Below are 22,227 nucleotides of genomic sequence, written 5' to 3' on the forward strand. Positions count from 1 at the left end.
GCGACTGGGATCAGGCCTGCAGTTCGGCCCCTTGCGAGAGCGCGTCGGCATCGGCGTTGCGGTGGCGCGGCACCCAGCGCAGGCGCACGTCGGGCAGCCTGGCCATGAGCTCGTGCACGCGGCTGCGATAGCCCGCCAGCGCGGGAGCGGCGTCGTGCGCGACACCGGTGGCGTCGTCGATCACGACCTTGCTGTCACCGTACACGGTGAGCGCGCCGGCGCCCATGCCGATCGCGTGTTCCAGCACCGCGATCAGGGCCTGGTATTCGGCGTCGCTGCTGTCGCCTTCACCGGCGTTCCGCGCGATCTCGGCGCGCTCGCCGTGCGGCCCGGCGACCACACCGCCGATTGTGCAGCGGCCCGGGTTGGGCCGCGCGGAGCCGTCGAACCATGCGCGCCACGGCGTGGCGGCGGCATCACGCAAGGCGCGCCGTGCCATGATCCCGGCGCTGCGCTCGCGCCTGGCCTGGGCACGGGCCGCGTCGGCATCGCGCAGCGCGCGGCGCTGGTCGAGCAGGGCCTCGAGGCCGCCGGTGCCGGCGGACAGGGTCAGGGTCTGGAGCAGGGCGTCGTGCTGGGAAATGCCGAGGCGTTGCGCCAGCTTGCGGCTGGCGGCGCGCTCGGATTTGTAGGCGAGGAGTTCGATGTCGTTCATGCCGGCAGGATACCGTTTTTCCGCCGGTTATGTCGTACGCGTCACCCCGGACGGCGCCGGGGCGACGCGCTGGCATCAACGGCGCGGATTGTCGGGCCTGCGGTCGTACCGGTTCGGTGTGCCATCGCCGTCGCGGTCGCGGTCGCGGGAGTTCACGATGCCGTCGTTGTCGCGGTCGCGGTCGAAGCGGTCCGCCACGCCGTCGCGGTCACGGTCGGGGCCGCGTTCCATGCGATCCGGAATGCCGTCGCGGTCACGGTCGGGCCCACGTTCCATGCGGTCGGGGACTCCGTCGCGGTCACGGTCGCGGCCACGGAACTCGCCCCAGCGGCCTTCTTCGAAGTACCAGCGGCCGTTGCGCTGCACCCATTGGGGCTCATGCCAGGCGTAGCCGCGGCGTTCGCGCAGCCAGTTGCCCGAATGCCACTGGTAGCGGTTGCCGCGCCACTCCCAATAGCCCGGCGCCCACACATAACCGGCACGCGGATACGGCACCGGCTCGTAGCGCGGCGGTGGCGGGGCGATGCGGATCGCGTCGTACGAGCCGGCCGGGACGGCATGCCAGCCGCCGCGGGACAGGCGCCAGCCGTCGCGGTCGCGCACCCACTCGGGCTGCACATATTGATAGCCGCGGCGCACGCGTTCCCAGTGGCCGCTGACCCAGGTGTGGCGGTAGCCGTCCCAGTTCCAGTAGCCGGGCGCCCAGACGTAGCCGTTGCGCGGCGCAGGCACGCTCTCGAAACGCGGCGGCGGAGGGGCCGAGCCGACCACGATGCTGACGTCCACCTGGGCAGCAGCCGGCAGGGGAGCATAGGCGGCGGTGGCGGCTAACAGGGCTGCAATGACGAGGGTGCTTTTCATTTTGGTTCTCCTGAGAAAAGGAATTTGTTGAGATCAATATAGCCCTGCACGGTTGCCAAACAGAGCGTTGATGCAAGTTTTTACAAATGAAACAACCCCGTTCGCGATTGGTTTACCTCCGCTTCACTTTCGTAACATTGGCCGCCGATTTTTTCACCGTCCCCCCGCTTTTCGCATGCGACAAGGAGGACGCATGGATAAGGGGATCACGCGCGCGCTGGCGCGTCTTCGTGCATGGCAGGTGGCGCGCCGCCGCGAACGCAATCTGCGCACCGGCACGCGCCGTGCCGCGCGGGGTGGCGGCCCGCGCCTGCCGGCCGCCGGCGTGCTGTGGCTGCTGCTCGCCGTGTGCGGCGGCGCCGTGATCGCCTCGCACGCCAGTCACCTGGCAGCCAGCGCGGGCGCGCCGCCCGGCGCACCGTTGCAGGGCGCGCGCTACCAGGCGGCCGCCTTCCAGCACCTGCTGCCCGGACTGGAGTTCGATGTGCGCCCAACTGCAGGCATCGACCTGCACGAGCACCGGGATGGCGCCCTGCTGGTTGCCTCGAACATGGATGGCGCCGCGCCGCAGCGCATGGACCTGTGCCAGTACCTGTCCGGCCAGCGCATCGCGCCGGTGCGGATCGGCTACCGTTTCGGGCAGCTGCGTGCGGGCGGCGAGGCGGTGGCCGCGCGCGCGGTCGCGCTGGCCGGCGCAGCGTCGGCGGACGTGCCTGCGGTACGGGTGAGCGGCAACGCAGGGCCGGCCCCGCTGATCGTGCACTGGGAAGGCGCAGCGCGCTGGATCGGCGACGCGGGGGGCGGCAGGCCGCTTGCCGCAGGCCCAGGCGCCCTCGGCCGCGAGGGATGGCTGGTGTGGGAGACGGGCGCCCTGCGCATCAGCCGGCGCGCATCGGCACGCTGCGCCGCGGCCGGCGAACTGGTGGTGCAGCTGCTGCGGCCGGCGCAGGGCGCGCGCCGCGCCTTGGCTGCCGCGTTCGCGGCCGACGGCCGCTCCGCCTCCGCCTGGCTCGCTCCGGGCCGCTATGCCGTGCCGCGCGAACCGCTGCCGGGCCTGGAGGACGAAACGCTGTTCCGCCAGCTGCAGTCGCACGGCCTGGTGCGCATCGGCGCCAACGGCCTGGTGGAGCTGGCGCCGCGCGACCTGGCCGCGTGGCGCGCGGCCGGCGGCGAGGCGCGCGCCGCCGACCTGGCGCCATGGCGGGACGTGGTGCTGGACGCCGAGTCGGCACGCCTGATGCGGCGCCTGTACCACCTGGCCGACGGCGAATTCGTGCGCCGCCAGGTGGCGGTATTCAACGACGAGCGGCGCCTGCTGGCGTGGCGCGTGCGTCCGGCGTCGCTGGACGGCGACTGGCAGGCCAGCGTCGCCGGCATGGCCGCCGCCACCAGCGGCGCGATGCCCGCTGCCGCCAGCGCCCTGTTCGCGGAGCTGCCGCAGGCATGGTCGCCCTGGACACGGCTGGCCGGATGGCCGGCGTCGGGCGAACGGACGGCGCGCCTGGTCCTGCGCCTGGCGCAGCCGGCACGCGGCGGGGAAACCGTGCGGATGATGGTCGTGGGCCGTGTGCTGCACGCGGAGGGCGCGACGCTGCGGCGGCGTGCAGCTGCGTGTACCGGGCGGGCATGCCCGGCGCGCGACGCGGTGCAGGCCGTGGAGCTGGAGATGGATCCCGGCGCACGCGCGCTGACCGTGACCGCCGAGCCGCTGGCGCTCGCTGCGCTGGCCGACTCCGCCAACGCAGCATACCGCCACATCGCGCTGGAGGATGGGCGCCTGGCGTGGCGGCGCCTGGCCCAGCCCCTGCCGCGCGCGGCCAGCCGCGCGGCCGCGGATGCCACGATCGTGGACCGCCACGGCGCGCTGCTATGGAACGCGGGCCGGCCCACGCCGGCAGCGCTGGAGGCGGGCATGGGCGCGCTGCTGGGATACCGCGTGGGGCAGCCGAACAGCGTCTCGGGCATGCTGGCGCGCATCGAGGGCGGTGGACGGCACACGGCGCGGCTCTCGGTCGACCTGGCGCTGCAGTCGGCCGCGCAGTCGGCGCTCGACTGCATCGGCATGCGTGGAGGGCAATGGCTGGGCGGCGCCTGCAGCGGCGCCGGGCCGGCGCCCGCCGGCCGCCGGGCCGGGATCGTGGTGCTCGATACCGAGACGGGCGACGTGCTGGCCGCGGCCGGCGCAGGCGGCGCCAGGGTCACGGATGCCAACTGGGCGGAGGCGCGCGATTTCGACCGCAGCAACCCGGCGCGCAGCCCGTTCCGGCTGCCTGCGCTGCAGCACGACGGCGGCGTGCACCAGAGCCCGGGATCGACCTTCAAGGTGATCAGCGCGCTGGGGCTGGAAGCGGCGGCGCGTAGCGACGCGCAGCTCGACGCCCTGCTGGGCGGGATGGCGCTGGAGCGCATCGACCAATTGGCGCAGCGGCGCGGCTTTGCGTTCCGCACGGCGCAGGCCAGCTACCCCTACGATGCGCAGCGCGCCCGCATCACCAACTACCGCGAGGACCGGCTCGGCCGGCGCGCGTCGGAGGGACGGTTCGGGCTTGCCGAGGCGCTGACCTACAGCGTCAATACCTGGTTTGCCTGGGCCGGCGAATTATCGGACCGCAGCCTGTTCGGACGCGCGGAAGGGGGCACGCCCGCGCTGCAGCCGCTGGAAGACGCGGCGCTGGACGAGGTGCGCCCGATCGTGGCGATGGCGCGGCGGGTCGGCTTTGGCCAGGAGATCCGGCTGGACGGCGGCCTGCTGCCGGCCGCCTACGACTGGGAGCGCTGGGACGTGCTGCAGCCCACGCCGGGGCGGATCGACCCGATCGACACCCGCCATGAGCTGCGTCAAATGACGATCGGTCTGCGCATGCAGGCCACGCCGCTGCAGATGGCGCTCGCGTCGGCGGCGGTGGGGCAGGGCCGCTTCGTCGCGCCGCGCATGCTGCTGTCGCTTGACGGCGAGGAGGCGCGCGAGCGCGCCGGCGACCCCGTGCCGGTGCGCCTGGATCGCATCCGCGCGGGGATGAAAGGGGTGGTCGACAGCGGTACGGCGTCCGGCGCCTTCCGCGGCGCGGCGCTGGAGCAGGTGCGGCGCGGCCTGCACGGCAAGACCGGGACCGCGCCGACCGTCGCGGTCGGGACGAACGGGACCAGGACCCCGGTGTCGACCGTCTGGTTCACCGGCTACCTGGAGCCGGGCAGCTTGCCCGGCCAGCAGCGCCGGCTCGCCTTTGCCGCCTTCGTCAGCCACTCGGACGCCACCGGCGGCGCGCATGCCGCCCCGATCGTCGCCGCGCTGCTGCGCGCCTGGCCGCATAGGCCCGAAGAGAAAGGAAAATAGCCTGCTCAAACGGAACTTGCGTAAATGGAATGTGTGGCACACTTTTTCCGTGTGCCGGCCACTGCCGGCCTCTCGCGAGGACGGACGATCATGCGTTTGCCGGGAACTCGGTACCAGGAGCACGGATGGGAACAGGTGCGCAAGCTGCTGGGGCAATGCTCCCTGGCGGCGCTCGCCCCGGCCCAGCTGCGCCGCCTGTGCGAGGCGGGCGGCGCGGACGAGGTCCTGCCCGAATACGTGGACGCGCTGGCGGCGCAGCTGCGGCGTGCGGGCACGCGCTACTCCACGCCGGGGAACAGCTACGGCGACAGCGTAGCGGAACTGGCGCTCGCCCTCGCGTGCGAGCTGCTGGCCCGGCCCGGCGACTGGCAAGCCCTCGCGGCGGCGCTGGCGGCGGAGCGGGCGCGGCTCGGCGACTTCTGGGAACGGGCCGATGGCGCACCGGTCCTGCGCAAGAAATTCAACGACATGTACGCGGTCCTGCGCGACAAGGTCGACAGCGACAACTACCAGGCCGCTTGCGGGCGGCCGTGCAGCCCGAACCGCATCTATGCCTACCGGATGCTCGACAGTGCCTACGGCGAGATCGCGCGCCTGTTCGGGCACTGGGAACAGCATCGCGATCAGGTCGGCGCCATCCTTGGCCGCGTGCTGGACGGGGTGCCGATCGAGACGCGCCAGCTCGATTCGATCGGCGCCTGCCGGCCCGAATGGATCCTGCGCTGGAGCGAGACGCTGGCGCGCTTCGGCGGGCGCGAAGGGCCCCTGCACACCCGCTCCAAGCGCTTCGATGCGCTGAAAGGGAAGCCGGACAAGATCGGCGCCATGCTGGCCGAGATCGGCGAGTACGAAACCCTGTCCGCGAATCGCGACTGCGACTGGGCGCAGGACTTCGCCGACTGCGGCGCGTGGCTGGAAGACCTCGATCGCGTGCTTGGCGTGGCGCCCGAGGAGCCTGCCGCGGACGATCCAGCGACGCCGCCGCCGGCCACGGAAGAAGAGATGCGCCTGGCGGCGTCGGTTTCACTGCCCCCCCGCTTCCTGGAGATGGCGAGGCTTGCAGAAGAGCGCTCCAGCCGAACGGCGCAGCTGCTGTCGGCGTGGTCGCTGCCGGTGCGGCTGGCGGTGTATCTCAAGCTGCTGGGCGCGCATGACGACTGCTACCCGCCGGGCTGGCTCGATCCGGCCACCGGCGAGCTGCCGACGATGCAGCAGCTGGCGGCGCTCGACCAGGTATCGCTGCCGACGCTGCGCAAGCGGCGCGACCAGGCCATCGGCCGGCTGCACGCGGCGGCCGTTACGCAAGGAGGAACGATTGAAGCAGAACCTGTCTGACCTGAAGCTGCGCGAACGGCTGCTGCTGTCGCGCCGCGTCGAAGGCGATACGCTGGTGCTGCCGGACGAGGTGCTGGCCGCCAGCATCGCGGGCACGCGCACGCTCACCGAAGCCGAGCGCGCACTGCTGGCCGGCTCGCCGCTGACGCTGCGGCGCTTCCGCCAGCTCTCGATCGATGCGCGCGCACGCTGCACCGCCGCCAACGACGCCCAGTGGCGAGGCAGCGAAGGCCTGCTGCGCGCCGCTGCCAGCACGGATGAACTGGCGCGCCTGTCCACCGATGACGGCTACTGGACGCTGCATTTCGCCCAGCAAGGCGGGCGCCGCCAGGCCATCCTGCAGGTGGCCGCGGACGCGCCGTTCGCCGCGAGGCTGCTCGCCTCGCGCGCGCCCGTGCGGGTGCTGGACGGGAATGGGACGCTTGTGCTGGAGGGGATCCTGGACGCCGATGGCGAGTGCGAGGCGCCCTGGCCGTTCGCGGATGCGCCGGCTGCGCACTTCCAGGACGCCGGCGCGCGCTTCTCCGTGAGCCCGGCGGGATAGCCATGCGTAGCCTCTTCCGACGCGCGGGCGCACATCGGGGACCGGACTTGTCCGGCCTTGGCGGCGCGCTGCTTGCCGTTCCCGCGCCTGCCGGCACTTGCGTTCCTGCGGGCTGCGTCGGCCTGGTGTTCGACCAGCGCGGCAACCTGCGGCGGGTGGCCGGCGGGCAGCGCCTGCAATTCGGCGCCGCCGAGAGCGGGCGGATTTTCCATCCGGGGCCGTACGCGTTCGACGTGGCGCCGTACGAGAGCGCACCGGAGACCGGCCTGCGCTTCGAGCTGGCCATCGACAGCCCCGATCCGCGCGTGATCCAGCAGCGCTTCGACCTGTTCCTGGTGTCCGAGGCGCCGGAACGGCTGGAGCTGGGGATGCTGAGGGCGGCCGTCGAGGCGGCGCTGCAGCGCGAACTGTCGCAGGACCGGCTGTTCCTGCCGCCGTGCACCACGCTGGACGAGTGGAATGCGTTTCGCCTCGGCGTGAACCAGCTGATCTACACGCGCTTCGGCATGATCGTCGACGACTGCGTCCCGGTGGACCTGGGCGCGCAGGTGGATTTCGCCGCCCGCCTGTCCGCGCGCGCGGAGCCGGCAGCGCAGGCGCCCGCCAGCGCCACGCAGTGGGCGCGGCGCGCGGTCGCGGCCCTGCACCTGCACGACGGCGAGGAGTCCGGCGATATGGCGGACGCACGCGCGCTGCGGCGGCTGTTCCTGGAACTTCCCTGTGTGATGTCGGGCCTGCGCCTGGCGCTGCCCGATGCCCAGGTCCCCTTTACGGAACAGCAGGCGTTGCTCGCACGGCTCGACAGGGCGGCGCTGGCGGTGGACACCATGCCGGCGTTCGCGCTTGCTGCGCCGGCCGAGCCGCTCGCCGCGTCCGGCCGGGCGCGGCGCGCGGCGGCCAGCCTGGCGGCGCTCGAAGCGCTGGACGAAGCATGGGCGCTGCTGGCGCGCCTGCGTTCCGGCAGCGCTAGCGGCGCCGCGGACGAAGCGGACCGGATCGTCTCGAACCTCGAGTGCGCGCTGGCCGGGCGCAGGCTGTCCCGTGTGGCAGAGGCGGAGGAAGCATGAACGGGCCAGCTACGGCGCCGGTCAGCATCCGCACGGTCCTGGCGCAGGGCAGGGTGGCCACGCTGACGGCCACCGTCAGGCCGCGCGACGGGCGGGCAGACGTCAAATGCAGCGTGCCGGGAGACCCCGCGCTTTCGGCGCGCATGCAGCAGGTGCTGCGGCTCGCGCGGCTGACCGAACCCGCCTCCGATGCGCGCCAGCAGGTGGTGGTCAGTATCGACACGGCGCCCGGCCCGCACGAACGGGACTGGGAGCTGGCGGCGGTGCTGGCGGACCGCACCGCGCGGGGCATCTGCACCGTGCCGGTGGCGTGCGCCAATGGATGGTCGAATGCCTGGCAGCTGGGGCGCATTGACGGGTGCGACCTGCCTGCTGCCCCGGCAGGGCTGGAGGTGCTGCGCGGCGGTGCGGCCGGCCTTCCGCATCTGGGCGCACTGTACGGACGGCCCGACCCTTCCGCCTCGGTGTCGACCGCCCGCACCTGGTTCCCTGTGGTGAGTGGCGGCGCCGCGGACCGCCTGTGCTGGGTGGAAGTGGGCGTCCATCCGCGCGCGGCCAACGGAACCGACGAGGAAGACACGATTTCGGTGCCGGGGGCCGACGCCGCGTTGCAGCTGGCGGTGCGCCAGGCGCTGTGCGGCGCGCGCCACTTCGACGGGCGCGGCCTCGGACGGTGGCGTACCGTGGTGCGCTTCGAGGAAGCGCGGCTGGCCGGGCGTTCCTACGAGCTGGCGCTGGTGATGGCGGACCGGCTGGCGCGCGGGCGCGAGTTCGCGGCGCGGGGGCGCCTCATCGCCAGCGGCGCCTCGACCGGCTGGCATGCCGGCCGCGTCGAGAACGTGGAGGGCGTCGCACCGAAAAGCGCGCTGATCCTGCGCGAGGCGCTACGCGGCGACCGCGTGCTGCTGCCGGGCGCGTGGACGGACGCACTGGAACAGGGATTCGCGGGCGCGCTGCGGGAGCGGGGCGCCACCCTGGCCTGCATTGACAGGATCGGGATTATTTAGGTGCGCACGCTTCGTTTTGCGCACTCGGGAAAATTGCATGGCCTGCTAGAATCGGCCAGCGACTGTTGAGTGGCGGACCGTGCGCCGCCATCGAATGAAACAGGAGTCGATATGTTCACGATGTTCGGATTTGGCGGCGCCAAGTGTGCGCGCTGCTCCCACAAGAGCGGTGCCGGGGCGTCCTATTGCGAACGCTGCGGCATGACGCTGGGCGCGCCCCGCAACGAGCCGGTCCTGCGCGACAACCGCTGGATCGCCGCGCCGCACGAGCTGGCGGTGTTTTTCGGCATGCGCGAGCTGTCCGGGCTGTTCGTCAAGACGTTGCGGGTGCCGGCGGCAACGCGTGCCTACATCCTGCAGGGCCAGCACGCCACCGAGGTGCCGCAGGGAGAGTACGAGCTGGAAGGCTTCTTCACCCGCCTGAACAACCTGCTGCGCGACCAGCACGCCGAAATCCTCATCACGCGCACCATGCCGCTGCCGGTGCGCTTCGAGTTCGACGACCTGGAGACGTCCGAATACCTGAAGCTGCGCGCCGTGCTCTCGATCGGGATCAAGGTCGAGCAGGTGCCGGCCTTCGCGCGGCATTTCATGACGCTGCCGGGCACGATCACCGACGCGCACCTGCGCGAACTGCTGCAGCAGCCGGTGCGCCAGCTGGCCTCCGAATTCCTCGCCGGCCGCTCGATGCGCGAGTTGTCCGCCAACCGCGACCTGCGCGCGCAGCTCGACGAACGCGTCCAGAGCGCGCTGGCCCAGCTGCTGGCGCAATACGGGCTCGCCGCCGTCGGCGTCGACACGCTCGAACTGCGCCACGACAAATTCGACCAGGACCGCCAGCGCATCGGCAGCCTTTGGCTTGCAGCCGATGAGCGGCACGTGCAGCTGGAGCACAGCAAGCACCTGGACCAGCTCTACGACGAGGAAGAATGGCAGCGCATCGCCCGCGAGGAGCAGCAGGCGCGCGTGCGCTACCGTCGCGCGGAGCTGGAGCAGGACCAGGCGGTGGGCGAGCGCGAACTCGCGTTCAAGGCGGCCGAGCGCATGCACGCCGTGCGCGCGCGCGAAATCGAGCTGTACGGGCGCATCGTCGAGGCGAACAGCCGCAAGGAGGCGCTCGACCGCGGCGCCGGCGCCGTGCTGGCCGATCTTGAGCACGACGCGGCCCGGGCGGCAGCGGAGCGCGGCACGGAAGCGCTGCAATGGGAGCACGTGCGGGCGATGGCGCGCATCCGCATGCGCACCGAAATGGAGGCGGCGCAGCGCGACGCGCAGCAGGCCCGTATCCTGGAGCGCCAGCGGTTCTCGCATCAGTTGTTGCAGCAGCAGGTGCGCAACAAGGTGGAGCAGGCCCGCCTGATCGAAGACGAATCGCGCAAGCATGCCGAGCTGGCCAGCCTGCGCGAGGCGGAGCAGCGGCTGCGCAGTCACGAGCGCGACCTGGAGCTGGAGCGCCAGCGCGCGGCGCTCGAATCGCTGCAACTGGCGAACCTGGCGCGCAAGCGCGAGGCCGAGCGCGTGGCCGAATGGGACGAGCAACAGGCCATCAATCGTAAGCGCGAGCTGATGCGCGGCGAAGAGCGCAAGGAAGCGCTGGCGGAGGAAGACGTCGCCGGGATCCGGCGCGCGGGTGCGCGTGCGGCAGACGTCGCCCAGCACGAAAAGCTGCTGCGCACGATTCAGGCCGATAGCGCCCATCTGCGCGCGCAGCAGATGGTCGCGCTTGAAGCGGAAGAGCGGCGCCATCGCCTGCGCATGCAGGAGCAGGAGGCAGCGTGGCAGCATGCGCTCAAGCTGCAGGCGCACGAAATCACCCGCATGGACGCCATGAGCCGCGCCAGCGACACCGCCAAGATCGCGCTGGCCGCACCGGCGAATGCCGGCGCGCTGGCCGACTACCTGAAAACCCAGGTGCACGCCTCCATGTCGGCGGCGCAGCTGGAAGCCCTGGCCGGCGTGGCCGGCGCCGCCGCCAGCTTTACCGCAGGCGAGGCGCTGGCGATGGCCGAGGAGCGGCTGCAGGCCGAGCGCGGGCACGCCGCCGCGCAGGCCGACAAGGACCGGGCGCACCAGCTTGGCCTGCTGGGACTGCAGAACGACGTGAACAAGGCCGCGCTGGGCACCCAGGCGGCGATCGCCGCTTCGGCCCTGCGCCCGGCCGACTGAAGGGAACCATGCTGACGGCAAGGGAAAAGATCCGCGAGCTGCGCGCCCTGCACGAAGACGGCTTGCTAAGCCTGCAGGAGTTCGACAGCCGCAAGAACGCCATCCTGGATGCGGAGTACGCGCCGCCGGGAGGCCCGTTCACGCCGATCCATCTTTCTTCGGCCAGCCCCGCGGGATCGACCGAGATCGGCCTGATGTCCGGCATGGAGATCGGCCCGCAAAACCGGCGTTACCGGCTCGAACGCCTGATCGCCACCGGCGGCATGGGGCAGGTGTGGGAAGCGCTGGACCTCGCCACGCATGCCGAGCTGGGACACAGCGCCACCGTCGCCATCAAAATACTGCCGCCGCAGCTCACGCGCAGCGCAAGCCACGCCCGCCTGCTGATCGAAGAGGCGACCCAGGCGCGCCAGCTCGCGCACGAGCACATCGTGCGCGTGTACGAATGGGCGCGCGATCCTGCCACTGCCAGCTACTTCATCATCATGGAGCACCTGGACGGCGAAGACCTCGACAGCCTGCTGGCGCGGCAGGGCAAGCTGGGCGCCGGGCAGGCGCTGGCGCTTCTCGAACCGGTAGCGCAGGCGCTCGACTATGCGTGGGACAAGGCCCGGCTGGTCCACCGCGACATCAAGCCGGGCAACCTGTTCGTGACCAAGGACGGACAGGTCAAGCTGCTCGACTTCGGCATCGCATCGCGCGCGCGCATCGGCGCACGGACCGAGGCGCCGCAGGATTCCGGCACCGAGGGCTATCGTGCACCCGAGGCGGGCCAGTCGAGGCGCGCGCCGGCGCGCACGCTGGACGTGTATGCCGTCTCCGTCATGCTGTACCAGATGCTGGAGGGCTCCGTTCCCGCATCCCTGCAGGACGCCCCGCGCCCTGAGGCGCTCAACGAGCGCCAATGGCAGCTGCTGCAGCGCGGATTCGCCCAGCAGCCGGACGTGCGGCTGCAGACCGTGCGCGCGCTGGTCGACGCCTTGCGCGGAGCTGACGGCCCGTCGGAACAGGAGCTGGAAGAGCAGCGGCGGCAGGCCCGTGCACGCGAAGAGGCGCGCCAGCGCGAACTGGCCGCCCGGCGCCGCGCCGAGGCCGAAGCCGCGCTGGCCCAGCGCATCGAACAGGACCGGCTGCGCAAGGAGCAGCAGAAGCGCGAGCGTGCCGAAGCCGAAGCCGCGCGCCGCATCCGCAAGGAAGAGCTGCGCCGCCAGCTGCTGGAGCGCCGCGCCCAGGATGCCGCGGCCGCGCAGGCTGCGCGCGAGGAATCGCTGCGCAAGGCGGCGCAGGCCCGCGCCGCTGCCGCCTATCGTACCCAGCAGGCGCGCGCCAACGCCGCCGCCGTTGCGGGGGCTGGGAAGCTCCCGGCGGGAACCCAGGTTGACGCATCCGGCACGGCGGCAGCCGTTCCACGTCAAGCGTCCCATCCGGACGTGGATGCCGTACGCGGAACAGGACCGCAGATGGCCCGAGCTGCGCACCCCGAGCCTGCGCCAGCGCCGGCCAGCCCGGCCCCGCACGGCACCTTGCGCGACCCCTTCCTCGACGGCGCCTGCCATGCGCCGGAACTCGTCGTGATCCCTTCCGGCCGCTTCCGCATGGGCTCACCGGAGCACGAGCGCCGCAAGGCCCAGCAGGCGGGAGCCTTGCCCACCTGGCTCGAACGCGAAACGCCGCCGCGCTGGGTCGACATCGAGCGCGCGTTTGCGCTGGGCCGCCATCCCGTGACCGTTAGCGACTGGCGCCAGTTCGTGCAGGACACCGGCTGGAAGCGGCGCGGCGAAGTGGACTGGAGCGCTCCCGGCTTCGCGCAGAACGAACGCCACCCGGTCGTCGGCGTCAGCTGGCACGACGCCCAGCTCTACGCCGCATGGCTGTCGCGGCGCACCGGGCAGGCCTACCGCCTGCCGACCGAGGCCGAGTGGGAATACGCCTGCCGCGCCGGCACCAAGACCGCGTTCAGCTGCGGCGACACCATCAGCACCGACCTCGCCAACTACGACGGCAACTACGTCTACAACGACAGTCCGCGTGGCGAATTCAGGCGCGGCACCACGCCGGCCGGCATGTTCCCGCCGAACCCGTGGGGCCTGTGCGACATGCACGGCAACGTCTGGGAGTGGGTACAGGACCCGGTCCACGACAACTACGTTGGCGCACCGGCGAACGGCGCCGCGTGGGAAACCGGCGGCGACCCGAACCGCCGCATCCTGCGTGGCGGCTCCTGGCAGTACAGCCCGCGCTACCTGCGCTCGGCCATGCGCAACGGCTTTGCCGCAGCGCTGTGCAACGACATTGTCGGCTTCCGCGTGGCCCGCGACCTCTAGCGCGCGTCCGCTTGAACGCACGATTTTTCGATCGGCGTACACTGAAGATTCCTGACATCTCACTGAAAGGAAGCTGACATGCGCATCCCAGAAAACATCAAGATTCCGGTGGCCGTGCTTGGATTCGAAGCGGGCTTCGTCGCGGTCCTGGCCCTGATCTTCCTCGTCTTCATCTGACGCCGCCGGCATACTCCCCCTCGTTTTCGCCGGCCCCGCCATCCTCGCGGATACTCCCCCAGAGTATCCTGCCCCAGCACGCTCCAACGCACATACCCTCCTTTTTCCGCATCCCCTAGGATTCTTTACCCCCCTCGGGGTCAGGCACCTTTTTAAGATCCTTCCGACCCACTCGTTCGGAAAACACCTCTTCCCAATGACGCGGTGCGATTTTCTCGGAATCCACCGATACGCATTTTCAGGAATCTCCGTGTTGCACGCGGTGCCAGGCACCGGATTCGGACTTTCCTGATCGCGTTTTTCGGAATGCAGGACGTGTTGTGAAGCAATGAGGGCGCTGCGTGCCCAGGGGAAACAGGTGTGCGGAGTATTCTTCATTTTTCTGTCAGGAGTCTCCTAAGAAGGTGCCTGACCCCACGGGTGTGTCGCAGAGCGGGAACGGCGACCGGCCCAAGGATCTTCTGAAGAAAGCGTTCGGAAGATGCTGATAAAAGTGCCTGACCCCATGTAGGAACGGGGCTGCATCAGGCTGTAGGAATCAGACGGAGGCGAGCAGGGCGCGCGAACGCTGGGTCTGCAGGTCGTGCGGACGGGCTGCGGGGCGCTCGAGGTCGAGTTCGGGGTAGGGGGTGGCGGCGAAGCGGGTGTGGGCGGGCAGGGAGGCAAGGACGTCGCAGCGCGCGCCGTCGCACAGCGGCGTTTCGCGGCCAGTGCCCGGGTCAAGGTGCCAGAATCCGCCGCGCGCATGGTAGATGGCGGGGATGGCGGAGCCGCGCGGGAGCGCAGGGCCCGGGTGCCGGTCGGGGGCGAGGAAGATGAAGCATTCGGCGGCCTGCCCAGCGTCGGCGCGGTGCAGGACGACGCCATGCGCAAAAACGGCGGTGACTTCGAGCGTGACGATGTGGCGCACGCTGGCGGTCAGTTCGATGCGCATGCCCGGACGCAGCGCTACCGGCACGTGTTTGCCGGGCCAGACGCCATCGACCAGCAGGCCGTAGCGCGAGACATCCTCGATGTCGAAGCCGTGCAGGCTGCGCCGCAGTACCGCGTGCTGCGCCGAGAGGCGCCGCGTCAGCCCGCCCGCGTCGGGGCCGCGCTCGCCGTAGTGTGCGAGCAGGACGTCGGCGATCGGTGTGAGCGTGTCCAGGCGCCCGAGGACGCATTCGTCGAAGGCAAACAGGCGGGTATGGCGGACGGCGCCCGCTTCCGGCGCAGCGTTGACCAGGCAGGCTGCCTGCGCAGGCTGCGGATGGGCGACGTTCGCCACGCCGGTTTCGATCAGTTCTTCGTCCCACGCGATGGTCGGCAGCGCGAGGTCGGTCTTGCCGGTGGCGTCGAGGTTCAGCTGGGCGATAGATGCGTTGCGGGCAGTGACGTCGATGTCGAGCCGGCCGCCGCCCGCATGTGCGCCGACTCGCGCGATCGAGGCGTCGTCGGCGGTGATGCGGACGTTCTTGTGCGTAGCCAGGTAGGTCTGGTGGATCTCGGTGAGCGTGGCGTCCGGCCGCGGCACCAGCACCACCAAAGTGCAGGTCCATCGGCGCGGCGGTGCGCCGTCGCGCTGCGCGAGCAGTTCGACCTCGATCGGGTATTGCCCGTGCTCGCGGCCGCGCGACGTGAATTCGATGACCGCCGACGGCCACTCGCCATGGCGCGTGCGTGCGAAGTCGTGACGGGTGCTCGCCGGCGGGAGCAGCGCTGACTTCAGGCGCATGGCCATTTTCGGCGGGACGTCAAGCGGCATGCCGCGCAGTTCGAGGCGCAACGCCTGGCGCCCGCCGGCGGCGCGCGGATCGAAGCCACTGACGTGCAGGGTGGGCCGCGCGTGCTCGCCCGCCTGCGCGCGCCGGTCGGGCTGGCCGCGCAGGTTGCGGCGCCGGTCCCCTGTGGCCGGTGCGCCGTCCGCAGCCTGGACCGGGGCGCGGCGAGCGGAAATGAGGTCGAAACTCGATGCCGCGGAGCCGGTGAGCGGAAGCGCCGGCGCGCCGTCCAGCGCCAGGTCCGCGCCCCGCGGCACGCCCGCCGCAGGCGCAACCAATGGCAAAAGCGCCGGCGTGGCCGGATGCGGCTCCGGCGCCTCGGCGACGCCGGGGCCCTCGGCCGGTTGCGCGTGACCGCCCGCGCACGCGGCAGCACCCTGTATCACCCAATGGGTGCAGTGAGGATGCTCGGGATGGCGGCACTTGTGCATGGCGACGTTCTCGGCAAAACGCTACAGGTAAGGCACGGCAGTCGTATCCGCAGCCGCGGAAGACACCGGGCGAATCACGATGGCGGTCAGGTTGTCGTGGTGTAGCTGCGCGGGCGGATGGTCGTTCATCTCGCCGAACAGCGCGTCCACCTTGTCCCTGGCGCTATCGGATTGAGCAAGTATGCGCGGCCAGCGGGCAACCCATCTGTTCGCTTCCGCACATGCCCAGAAACCATCCGTGGCCAACAGGTAGGTTTTTCCGGGCTCCAGCTCGACCGGCCGGCGGTCCGCGAGATGCGCGAGGAAGGGCGGCAGGACCTCGGCATCCAGTTCGTACAGGGGATCGGACAGCACGGCCGGATCGGAGAGCGCATTCCCCAGGATGAAGGCCTGCGAGATTTGCGCGCGGTGCTCTCCATGCACCTGCGCCCACCATTCCTGCTCGCCCAGCAGTCCCTGCAGGACGAAGGAAGTGGCCGGCACATGGTCGACGGTCAGCGGGGAGACGCGGTCGCCGTCCAGTTCATACAGCCGCGAGTCGCCGACATGGAACAGCAGCGCCGGGCCGTGTTCGGGAATTTCAAGCAGCGTGAGGGTGGTCCCCGGACGCAGTCCGTTGGCGCCCGTCCCGAACTGCTGCTGCAGCCGTCCGTGCAGGCGCGCCAGCCGGTGGGCCAGCTCGGCACCGTCGTGGCAGGGCGCCATCTCCAGCAGGCCCGCGACCGCCGCTTCTGCAGCCTCGCGCCCATGTCCGTGTCCGCCCATCCCGTCGAGCACCGCGATGCGCGCATGCCCCGGCAGCCAGCCCGCCACTCGCTGCTGCGTCTCCGCCTCGTCGCGCAGGAAGCGGGCGCGGCCAGCCGCATCGATCAGCAGGTAGTTATCCTGGTTCTCCGCCGTGCTGCCTTCGATACCGGCGGCCGAGCGCGCAGCCACGTCCAGGCGCGGGGTGAACGGCGTTTCGGCAGCGGCTGTCGGCATGGGGCGCAATATGGACAGGATATCGATTCCACTACTGTAGCCGAACTGCCGGAATGGCAAAGCCACGATGAGATGGCGTTTTGCCTCTCTTTCGCTTCGGCAATCAATACCCCACTTCCTGGGGCCGGCGCAGCCACAGGCTGCTGGCCCAGCCGGTGCGCTGTTTTTCTGTGCGCACCTGCCACCAGTCGCCCTCGCGCAGTCCGGTCGCGGTGACGGATTCGCCCGCCGTTACGGTCGCCAAACGGAGGGCGCCGGTCCCGGTTCCGCTGCGCAGGTTCAGGTCGCGGTAGACGACGTAGCGTTCGCCCGCGCGTGGTCCCGGCTCTGGCGGGAAGGCGCGGGCGGCCAGCGGAACCAGCAGCGTGCCGATCGCCCAGGTGCCGATGACGAGGACCGCGCCCGCGCGCGCATTGGCGTTGCGCCACCAGCGCTGCGGCGTGAGGAATCGCGCCAGCAGGACCGTGAGGACGAACGCCGCGATCCAGGCCAGGACGGTGGAGTAGTGCAGTGTCAGCATGGGCGCACCTCAGGCGTCGAAGCGCAGCACGTAATGGCCCGCGACAAGGTGGTGGCCGGCCGGCAGGAGGTAAGGCTCGCCTTCCGGCCCGTTGTCGATCGCCCCCACATAGGCGAAGGACGGGTCGAGGTGGTACAGCGCCTGCGTCTGGCTTTGCCGCACGATGCGGTAGCCATCCTTCACCGCCTCGAACGAGAACGCGTTGCGCGACAGCCCGATCCTGTCCGCGCTGCCGGCATCCCTGCCGTCGGCGCTGGCGACAAAGCGCGAGGAATCGAGCACGCGCAGCTGGCCCAGTGTCGCGTTGCCGCGCCCGAAGGTCAGGCGCGCGCCGCCGCTCACCGGTGCTTCGAGCGGGACCGGCAGCCGCAGCACGGCGCTATAGCGCTCCGCCATCGCACTGGCCGGGGCCAGCACCTGCACCGTGCGTCCCTCGACCGGCGTCAAGGTGGCCGGGCCATCGATCCGGCCGGAGCCGTCGCCGCTCTCGGCGAACACCTCGTCGGCGGCGTTGACCGTGAACCCGATCGTGGCCGCCTCGCCGGGCCGGGCAAGCCTGAGCTGGGCGTCCAGCGCGACCCGCATCTGCTGCACGCCGGTTTCCCGGTAGCGCGACAGGCGCGGCAGCGCCAGCGCCACCAGGCTCACGCGCTGTTGCGCGACCGGAGCGAAGGTCGCATCCTGTTCCACCTGCCTCGGCGCGGGTGGCACCACGGTCGGCTCCGCGCCGCGCAGCTTCCACACCGTCGCGCTCCTGGGATCGGCGGCATCGGAGCGGTCCGGCGCCGCGATGCGGGTGATCTTCAGGAAGACGCGCTGCGCCTTGCCGTCCGGGCCCCGCTCGCGCGCGCTCACCGTGTAGCAACCGGCGATGGCGTCGTAGGAGCAGTCGAGTGCATTGCGCGGCCGGACCTGCACTTCGACCGGTGAATCGGGGCCGTCGTTAATGACCAGGACGGACGCCGCGTCGCCGAAAGGCCAGGCGTGCACCGCGTGGCTGACCGATTCCCCTTCATTCCCCACCACGAGCAGGCGCTGGCCGGTGTACACGGGGCATACCGGCTTCCAGATGGCGCCGTCGCGCGAGGCGCTCACCTGGTACAGGATTTTCTCGCCCGGCGCGGGCAAATAGACCGCGTGGCCGAACTTGACTTCGATCGCGCCGCTCGGCAGCGCGTCGGTGCCGATCACGTCGTAGCGCACCTCCTCGCCGCCCAGCAGGTCGCCGAAATCCTTCTGGTGCAGCGCCTTGAGCGACTCCACCAGGTCGCGCATGCGTGCGCCACGCGTGAGGTGGCGGTCGTCGTCCACATCCTCCTGCGGGAGCATCAGCGCGACATGGGAAAAGCAGCGCGTTGGGGTGCGCCCCCGATGTTCGCGCGGGCTGCGTTCCAGCAGGTCGCGCAGCAGCGGGCGGCGCGAGAACAACGCCAGGCCCGGCGCCTGCCAAATCGCCTCGGCGTTGAAGACGTCGCTGATATTGCCTAGGACTTCGTGTTGGACATAGACCGGCATGATTCAATCTCCTCAAATGACTGTGCACTGATCGCTCCAAACGCTAGCAGGGGGCAGATGAAAAACAGCAGGTGGCTGCCGCCGGCCGACAGGAAGCTCATTGGCTGTCCCATGATCGGGAACACCGCCAGGTTGGTTCCCCACGAGAGCAGGAAGTGGCCGAGTACGAACGCCGCGCCGCCGCACAACGCAAAGCAGCGGAACCGTGCCAGCCACGCCTGGCGGAAGTCGCGCGCCGCGCGGCTGGCGGCGAACGCGCGCGCCGCCGTGGCGAACAGCCCTGCCAAAAAGGCGGCCTGCAGGCACCACAGCAGCAGCGCGCCCGCCAGGCCATGGCGGTTGAGGAAGAAGGAAGGCGCGAAATCGTCCTGCACCGCCGGAATCGCCAGCCCGCTGCCGGCGCCGTCGCCGAGCGAGGCGAGGCCGAGCAGGTTGTCGGCCCCGAACCACGAACCTTGCGCGATCGCCTGCGCTCCCATCAGCAATTGCTGTCCCGTGTGGGGATGCCGCAGCGGTTCCAGCCACACCAGGAAGCGGTCGCCGTAGAACGACCAGCCGGACGGATCGAGCGTGCCGCCCCAGCGCAGCAGCACGATGGCCCCGCACACGGCCAGCGCGGCCGACACCAGCGCGGCGCTGGCCCAGCGCGTGCGCGAGGCCAACGAGAACACGAAGCCCATCGACGCGCCCCACACCAGCAGCAGGATCAGGGGCGAGAAATCGTCCACCTGCACCAGCGCCACCGCCAGCAGCGCCAGGAACAGCAGCACCGGCGCGGCCATGCGCAGCCAGCGCCGCCAGCGCTGTGACGTGTCGCCGCCGCTGTGGTGCCAGCCCAGGCCGACGGCAAGGCAATGCGCGGTCAGCGCCGTCAGCGCCAGCTTCGCGAACTCCACGGGCTGCAGGTCGAACACGCCGGTCTCGTCGCCGAACAGCACCTGCATTGCCAGCGCAGCCAGCGCGCCGCACGCCAGCAGCACGAGCGCCAGTTCCACCACGGCCTGCCGCGCGAGCACGCTGCCGGCACGCATCCGCAAGGCCACGAACTCACCTGTACCCAGGCCGATCGACAACAGCGCGGACGTCTTCTGGTAATGGCGCAGCCAGGACGAATCGAATGCACCCAGGCCAAGCTCCAGCTGGGCGAGCAGGCCGGTTGCGAGCAGGAGCAGTCCGGAAGCCCACGCCAGCGACAGCCGCCCGGGCAGCAGCAGGCAGCTCCACAGCGCCGCGCTGGCGAGCAGGAACGAGGCGCCGGCACCCGGTGGCGCGCCGGCACGCTGCAGCAGGAGCGCGGTCACGCCGCAGATGGCAACCAGCAGGGACACGCCTGCCGCAATCCGCTCCCGGCGGGCGGTGTGGCGCACGAACGGCCAGTGCCCGCGCTGGAATGCCCATATGGCAGCCGATGCCGCCAGAGCCAGTAGCGCGAGGGCCGGCATCCATGCGCCGGATGCGGGAATGGTCCATAGGCCGCGCTGGCGCCACGTCCACGCTACCTGGCCAGGCAAGGTGACCTGCGGATCGGAATACAGCGTGACATAGCGCGACGGCTTCAGTACCAGCGCGTCGCCAGACTGTTCGATGGCAAAGCGGGTACGGCCCACAATCAGGGCGTCGACGCCGTCCAGGTGATGCGTGAGACGGGCAAGGGGCTGCGGGAACGCGCTGCCCATCATCAGCGGCGCGGTCGATTCGCTCGACTGGGCGATCACGAGCCCGCCGTCGCGCCTGGTCACCGACGCGCTGGCCGGCGCGACATAGGGGACTCCGAGGCGGTTACCGCAATGGAGATTGCCTCCGATCGTCATCGGGCGCGCCACGGTGAGCAGGCGCGGCACGGCGCGATTCCACATGGCGACGGCGCGCGCCGCCAGCGGCGTGTCCGGGCAGGGCGCAAGCGCTGTGTCGTTGCGGTACAGCGTCGCCCCATCGAAGCGCCACGACGCGCCATTTGCGCTGAACTGCGCTACGCCATCGTGCTCGGAGGCGATAACGACCCGGCTCGTGCCGATGGTGAACTGCTGGCCGCCCGCCAGCGCGATGCTGCCGGAGCGGCTGGAGGAGTCGCCAGTCATCAGCGTGACCGGTGGCGCCGATTCGCCTGCGCCGACAAACCAGCGGCCGCCGGCATCGCGGCCCAGCGTCATGTGGCCCGCTGCCGCGTGCGGCGCTGCAAGCTCGTCGCGCCCCAGCGTGACCGCCTCGCCGCGCTGAAGCGAAACGGTAATCGCCGAGGGCATCCATGACTCGGGTGCGCGCAGGAGCGCGGCCAGTTGCAGGAGGCACAGCAGCGCAAGTGCAGCCGCGGTGGCGTGGAAGAGGTCCCAGCGGCGTCCCATCACATCCTCCAGCGCGGCGCAGCATGTGCGTCAGCGCGGTCCGCCGCCCTGGCGGCAGCGATCATGCGGCTGATATCGAGCGCGTGGCGGGGACGCTGTGCGCGGTCGGCATGGGTAAGGGCGCGCAGCAGCGCGAGCGCGTGGTCCCCCGCGCCGGCGTTGCCGCGGGCGGCCTCGCCGGCAAAGCGCGCCGCCTCGTCCTCGTGCAAGGTGGGCGGAAGCGCGCCGCCATGCCGCGCCAGCACCGCCGCTGGACCGTCGCCGCGGTGCGCGCGGTAAGCGTCCCCGCACTCCGTGCAAAAGCGCAGGGCCGCGCCACCCGTCACCAGATAGAAGAACAGGGCGCCCATGGCGAAGTAGTCGGTGCGCGCATCGGTGTGAAAGCCGTCGCCGGCGGCCGGGAAATACTGCTCGGGCGCCTGCCAGTTCGCCGTTCCCGCATACGGGTGCGGGTCGCGCTCCGAAAGCAGGCGGTTGGTGCCGAAATCGGCTAGCCGGATCGACGAGCGCGACGCATCCAGCAGCAGGTTGCCCGGCTTCAGGTCGAGATGCCGCCATCCATACTGATGCACCCGCGCCAGCGCCTGGTTCACCTGTCCCAGCCAATCCAGCGCCTGCGCAAACGACGGCTTTTCGCCGCGTCCGCGCAGGTCGTCCATGTGCCGGGCCAGGTCGCAATCCAGCCGTTCGAGCGCCGCCACAGGCAGGCCCTCATGCTCGCCGCTGTCGAGCAGGCGCACGATATGCCTGCCGTCCCAGGGCGACAGCGAGCGCAGGAATGCGATCTCCGTGCGTGCGGTGCCGACCCAGTGCGCGCGCTGCTCGGGCCGCGCCTGCTGCATCTGCTCCCGGTTCACCAGTTTCAGCACCGCCTCGTGCCCTGGTCCGCGCGCTCGCCACGCCACCCCGTAGCTCGAGCCCGCCAGTCTTTCGCGCAGCTCATATTGTCCGCGCTGCAACCTGATCGTATCGCCTGCCTGCATATCGCCCCCTTGCTGTTGGCAGCGCCTAGCAGGGGGCCGCGGAAAAGCCACCGGTAGCAGATTCCGCTACCTCGACCATTCCTCGCGCAAAGTTTTCAGTATCACCCGGCGATACCGAAGCTACAGAAATTTGCCTTCATCGCCACGGGGTCAGGCACCGGTAGCAGCATGTGATACTGATACAGGTGCCTGACCCCCGATGTTGCTGGGCGAAAAAAAAGCACC

At 70.8% G+C, this 22,227-nt stretch carries 15 protein-coding genes; 7 read left to right on the forward strand and 8 right to left on the reverse strand.

Annotation, left to right across the window (positions count from 1 at the left end; all coding sequences use genetic code 11):
* Window positions 1–10: 10 nt before the first annotated feature.
* Both ACFSQR_RS11830 and ACFSQR_RS11835 read right to left on the reverse strand, forming a co-directional pair.
* Window positions 11–655, reverse strand: coding sequence for a ribonuclease HI family protein (locus ACFSQR_RS11830; RefSeq protein ID WP_377730003.1), 645 nt, complete (start codon window positions 653–655; stop codon window positions 11–13).
* Between the two features lie 75 nt (window positions 656–730).
* The gene (locus ACFSQR_RS11835; RefSeq protein ID WP_377730004.1) at window positions 731–1,516 is read right to left on the reverse strand and encodes a hypothetical protein; all 786 of its coding nucleotides are present in this window, start codon (window positions 1,514–1,516) and stop codon (window positions 731–733) included.
* Between the two features lie 193 nt (window positions 1,517–1,709).
* Here ACFSQR_RS11835 and ACFSQR_RS11840 point away from each other — a divergent pair, with 193 nt between their 5' ends.
* The 7 genes from ACFSQR_RS11840 to ACFSQR_RS11870 all read left to right on the forward strand — a co-directional run bounded on the left by ACFSQR_RS11840 (window position 1,710) and on the right by ACFSQR_RS11870 (window position 13,293).
* Window positions 1,710–4,850, forward strand: coding sequence for a penicillin-binding transpeptidase domain-containing protein (locus tag ACFSQR_RS11840; protein ID WP_377730005.1), 3,141 nt, complete (start codon window positions 1,710–1,712; stop codon window positions 4,848–4,850).
* Window positions 4,851–4,940: 90 nt separating this feature from the next.
* Window positions 4,941–6,185, forward strand: a complete 1,245-nt coding sequence (locus tag ACFSQR_RS11845) for a hypothetical protein (RefSeq protein ID WP_377730006.1) — start codon at window positions 4,941–4,943, stop codon at window positions 6,183–6,185.
* Complete coding sequence (locus tag ACFSQR_RS11850) at window positions 6,166–6,729, forward strand: hypothetical protein (RefSeq protein ID WP_377730007.1); 564 nt, start codon at window positions 6,166–6,168, stop codon at window positions 6,727–6,729. Before ACFSQR_RS11845 ends, ACFSQR_RS11850 begins: the two co-directional genes overlap by 20 nt.
* Before the next feature lie 2 nt (window positions 6,730–6,731).
* Entirely contained in the window at window positions 6,732–7,796 is a 1,065-nt protein-coding gene (locus tag ACFSQR_RS11855; RefSeq protein ID WP_377730008.1) for a hypothetical protein, read from the forward strand.
* Complete coding sequence (locus tag ACFSQR_RS11860; protein ID WP_377730009.1) at window positions 7,793–8,803, forward strand: hypothetical protein; 1,011 nt, start codon at window positions 7,793–7,795, stop codon at window positions 8,801–8,803. The genes ACFSQR_RS11855 and ACFSQR_RS11860 overlap by 4 nt, the downstream gene beginning before the upstream one ends.
* 111 nt (window positions 8,804–8,914) lie before the next feature.
* Window positions 8,915–10,969, forward strand: a complete 2,055-nt coding sequence (locus ACFSQR_RS11865) for an SPFH domain-containing protein (RefSeq protein ID WP_377730010.1) — start codon at window positions 8,915–8,917, stop codon at window positions 10,967–10,969.
* Between the two features lie 8 nt (window positions 10,970–10,977).
* Window positions 10,978–13,293 carry a bifunctional serine/threonine-protein kinase/formylglycine-generating enzyme family protein gene (locus ACFSQR_RS11870; RefSeq protein ID WP_377730011.1) on the forward strand — a complete coding sequence of 772 codons (2,316 nt, stop codon included), beginning with the start codon at window positions 10,978–10,980 and terminating at the stop codon, window positions 13,291–13,293.
* Between the two features lie 715 nt (window positions 13,294–14,008).
* Here ACFSQR_RS11870 and ACFSQR_RS11875 read toward each other — a convergent pair.
* The 6 genes from ACFSQR_RS11875 to ACFSQR_RS11900 form a co-directional block, all read right to left on the reverse strand.
* Window positions 14,009–15,661, reverse strand: coding sequence for an FHA domain-containing protein (locus ACFSQR_RS11875; RefSeq protein WP_377730012.1), 1,653 nt, complete (start codon window positions 15,659–15,661; stop codon window positions 14,009–14,011).
* 21 nt (window positions 15,662–15,682) lie between these two features.
* Complete coding sequence (locus ACFSQR_RS11880) at window positions 15,683–16,642, reverse strand: PP2C family protein-serine/threonine phosphatase (protein WP_377730013.1); 960 nt, start codon at window positions 16,640–16,642, stop codon at window positions 15,683–15,685.
* A 103-nt stretch (window positions 16,643–16,745) separates the two neighbouring features.
* Entirely contained in the window at window positions 16,746–17,162 is a 417-nt protein-coding gene (locus tag ACFSQR_RS11885) for an SH3 domain-containing protein (RefSeq protein ID WP_377730014.1), read from the reverse strand.
* Between the two features lie 9 nt (window positions 17,163–17,171).
* Window positions 17,172–18,677 (reverse strand): hypothetical protein, encoded by a 1,506-nt coding sequence (locus ACFSQR_RS11890; RefSeq protein WP_377730015.1) that lies wholly within the window; start codon window positions 18,675–18,677, stop codon window positions 17,172–17,174.
* Window positions 18,647–21,019 carry an FtsW/RodA/SpoVE family cell cycle protein gene (locus ACFSQR_RS11895; protein ID WP_377730016.1) on the reverse strand — a complete coding sequence of 791 codons (2,373 nt, stop codon included), beginning with the start codon at window positions 21,017–21,019 and terminating at the stop codon, window positions 18,647–18,649. The genes ACFSQR_RS11890 and ACFSQR_RS11895 overlap by 31 nt, the downstream gene beginning before the upstream one ends.
* Entirely contained in the window at window positions 21,019–22,002 is a 984-nt protein-coding gene (locus tag ACFSQR_RS11900; protein ID WP_377730017.1) for a protein kinase, read from the reverse strand. Before ACFSQR_RS11900 ends, ACFSQR_RS11895 begins: the two co-directional genes overlap by 1 nt.
* Window positions 22,003–22,227: the final 225 nt, after the last annotated feature.

Source organism: Pseudoduganella sp. GCM10020061, from assembly GCF_042683405.1.
Taxonomy (GTDB): Bacteria; Pseudomonadota; Gammaproteobacteria; order Burkholderiales; family Burkholderiaceae_D; genus Telluria.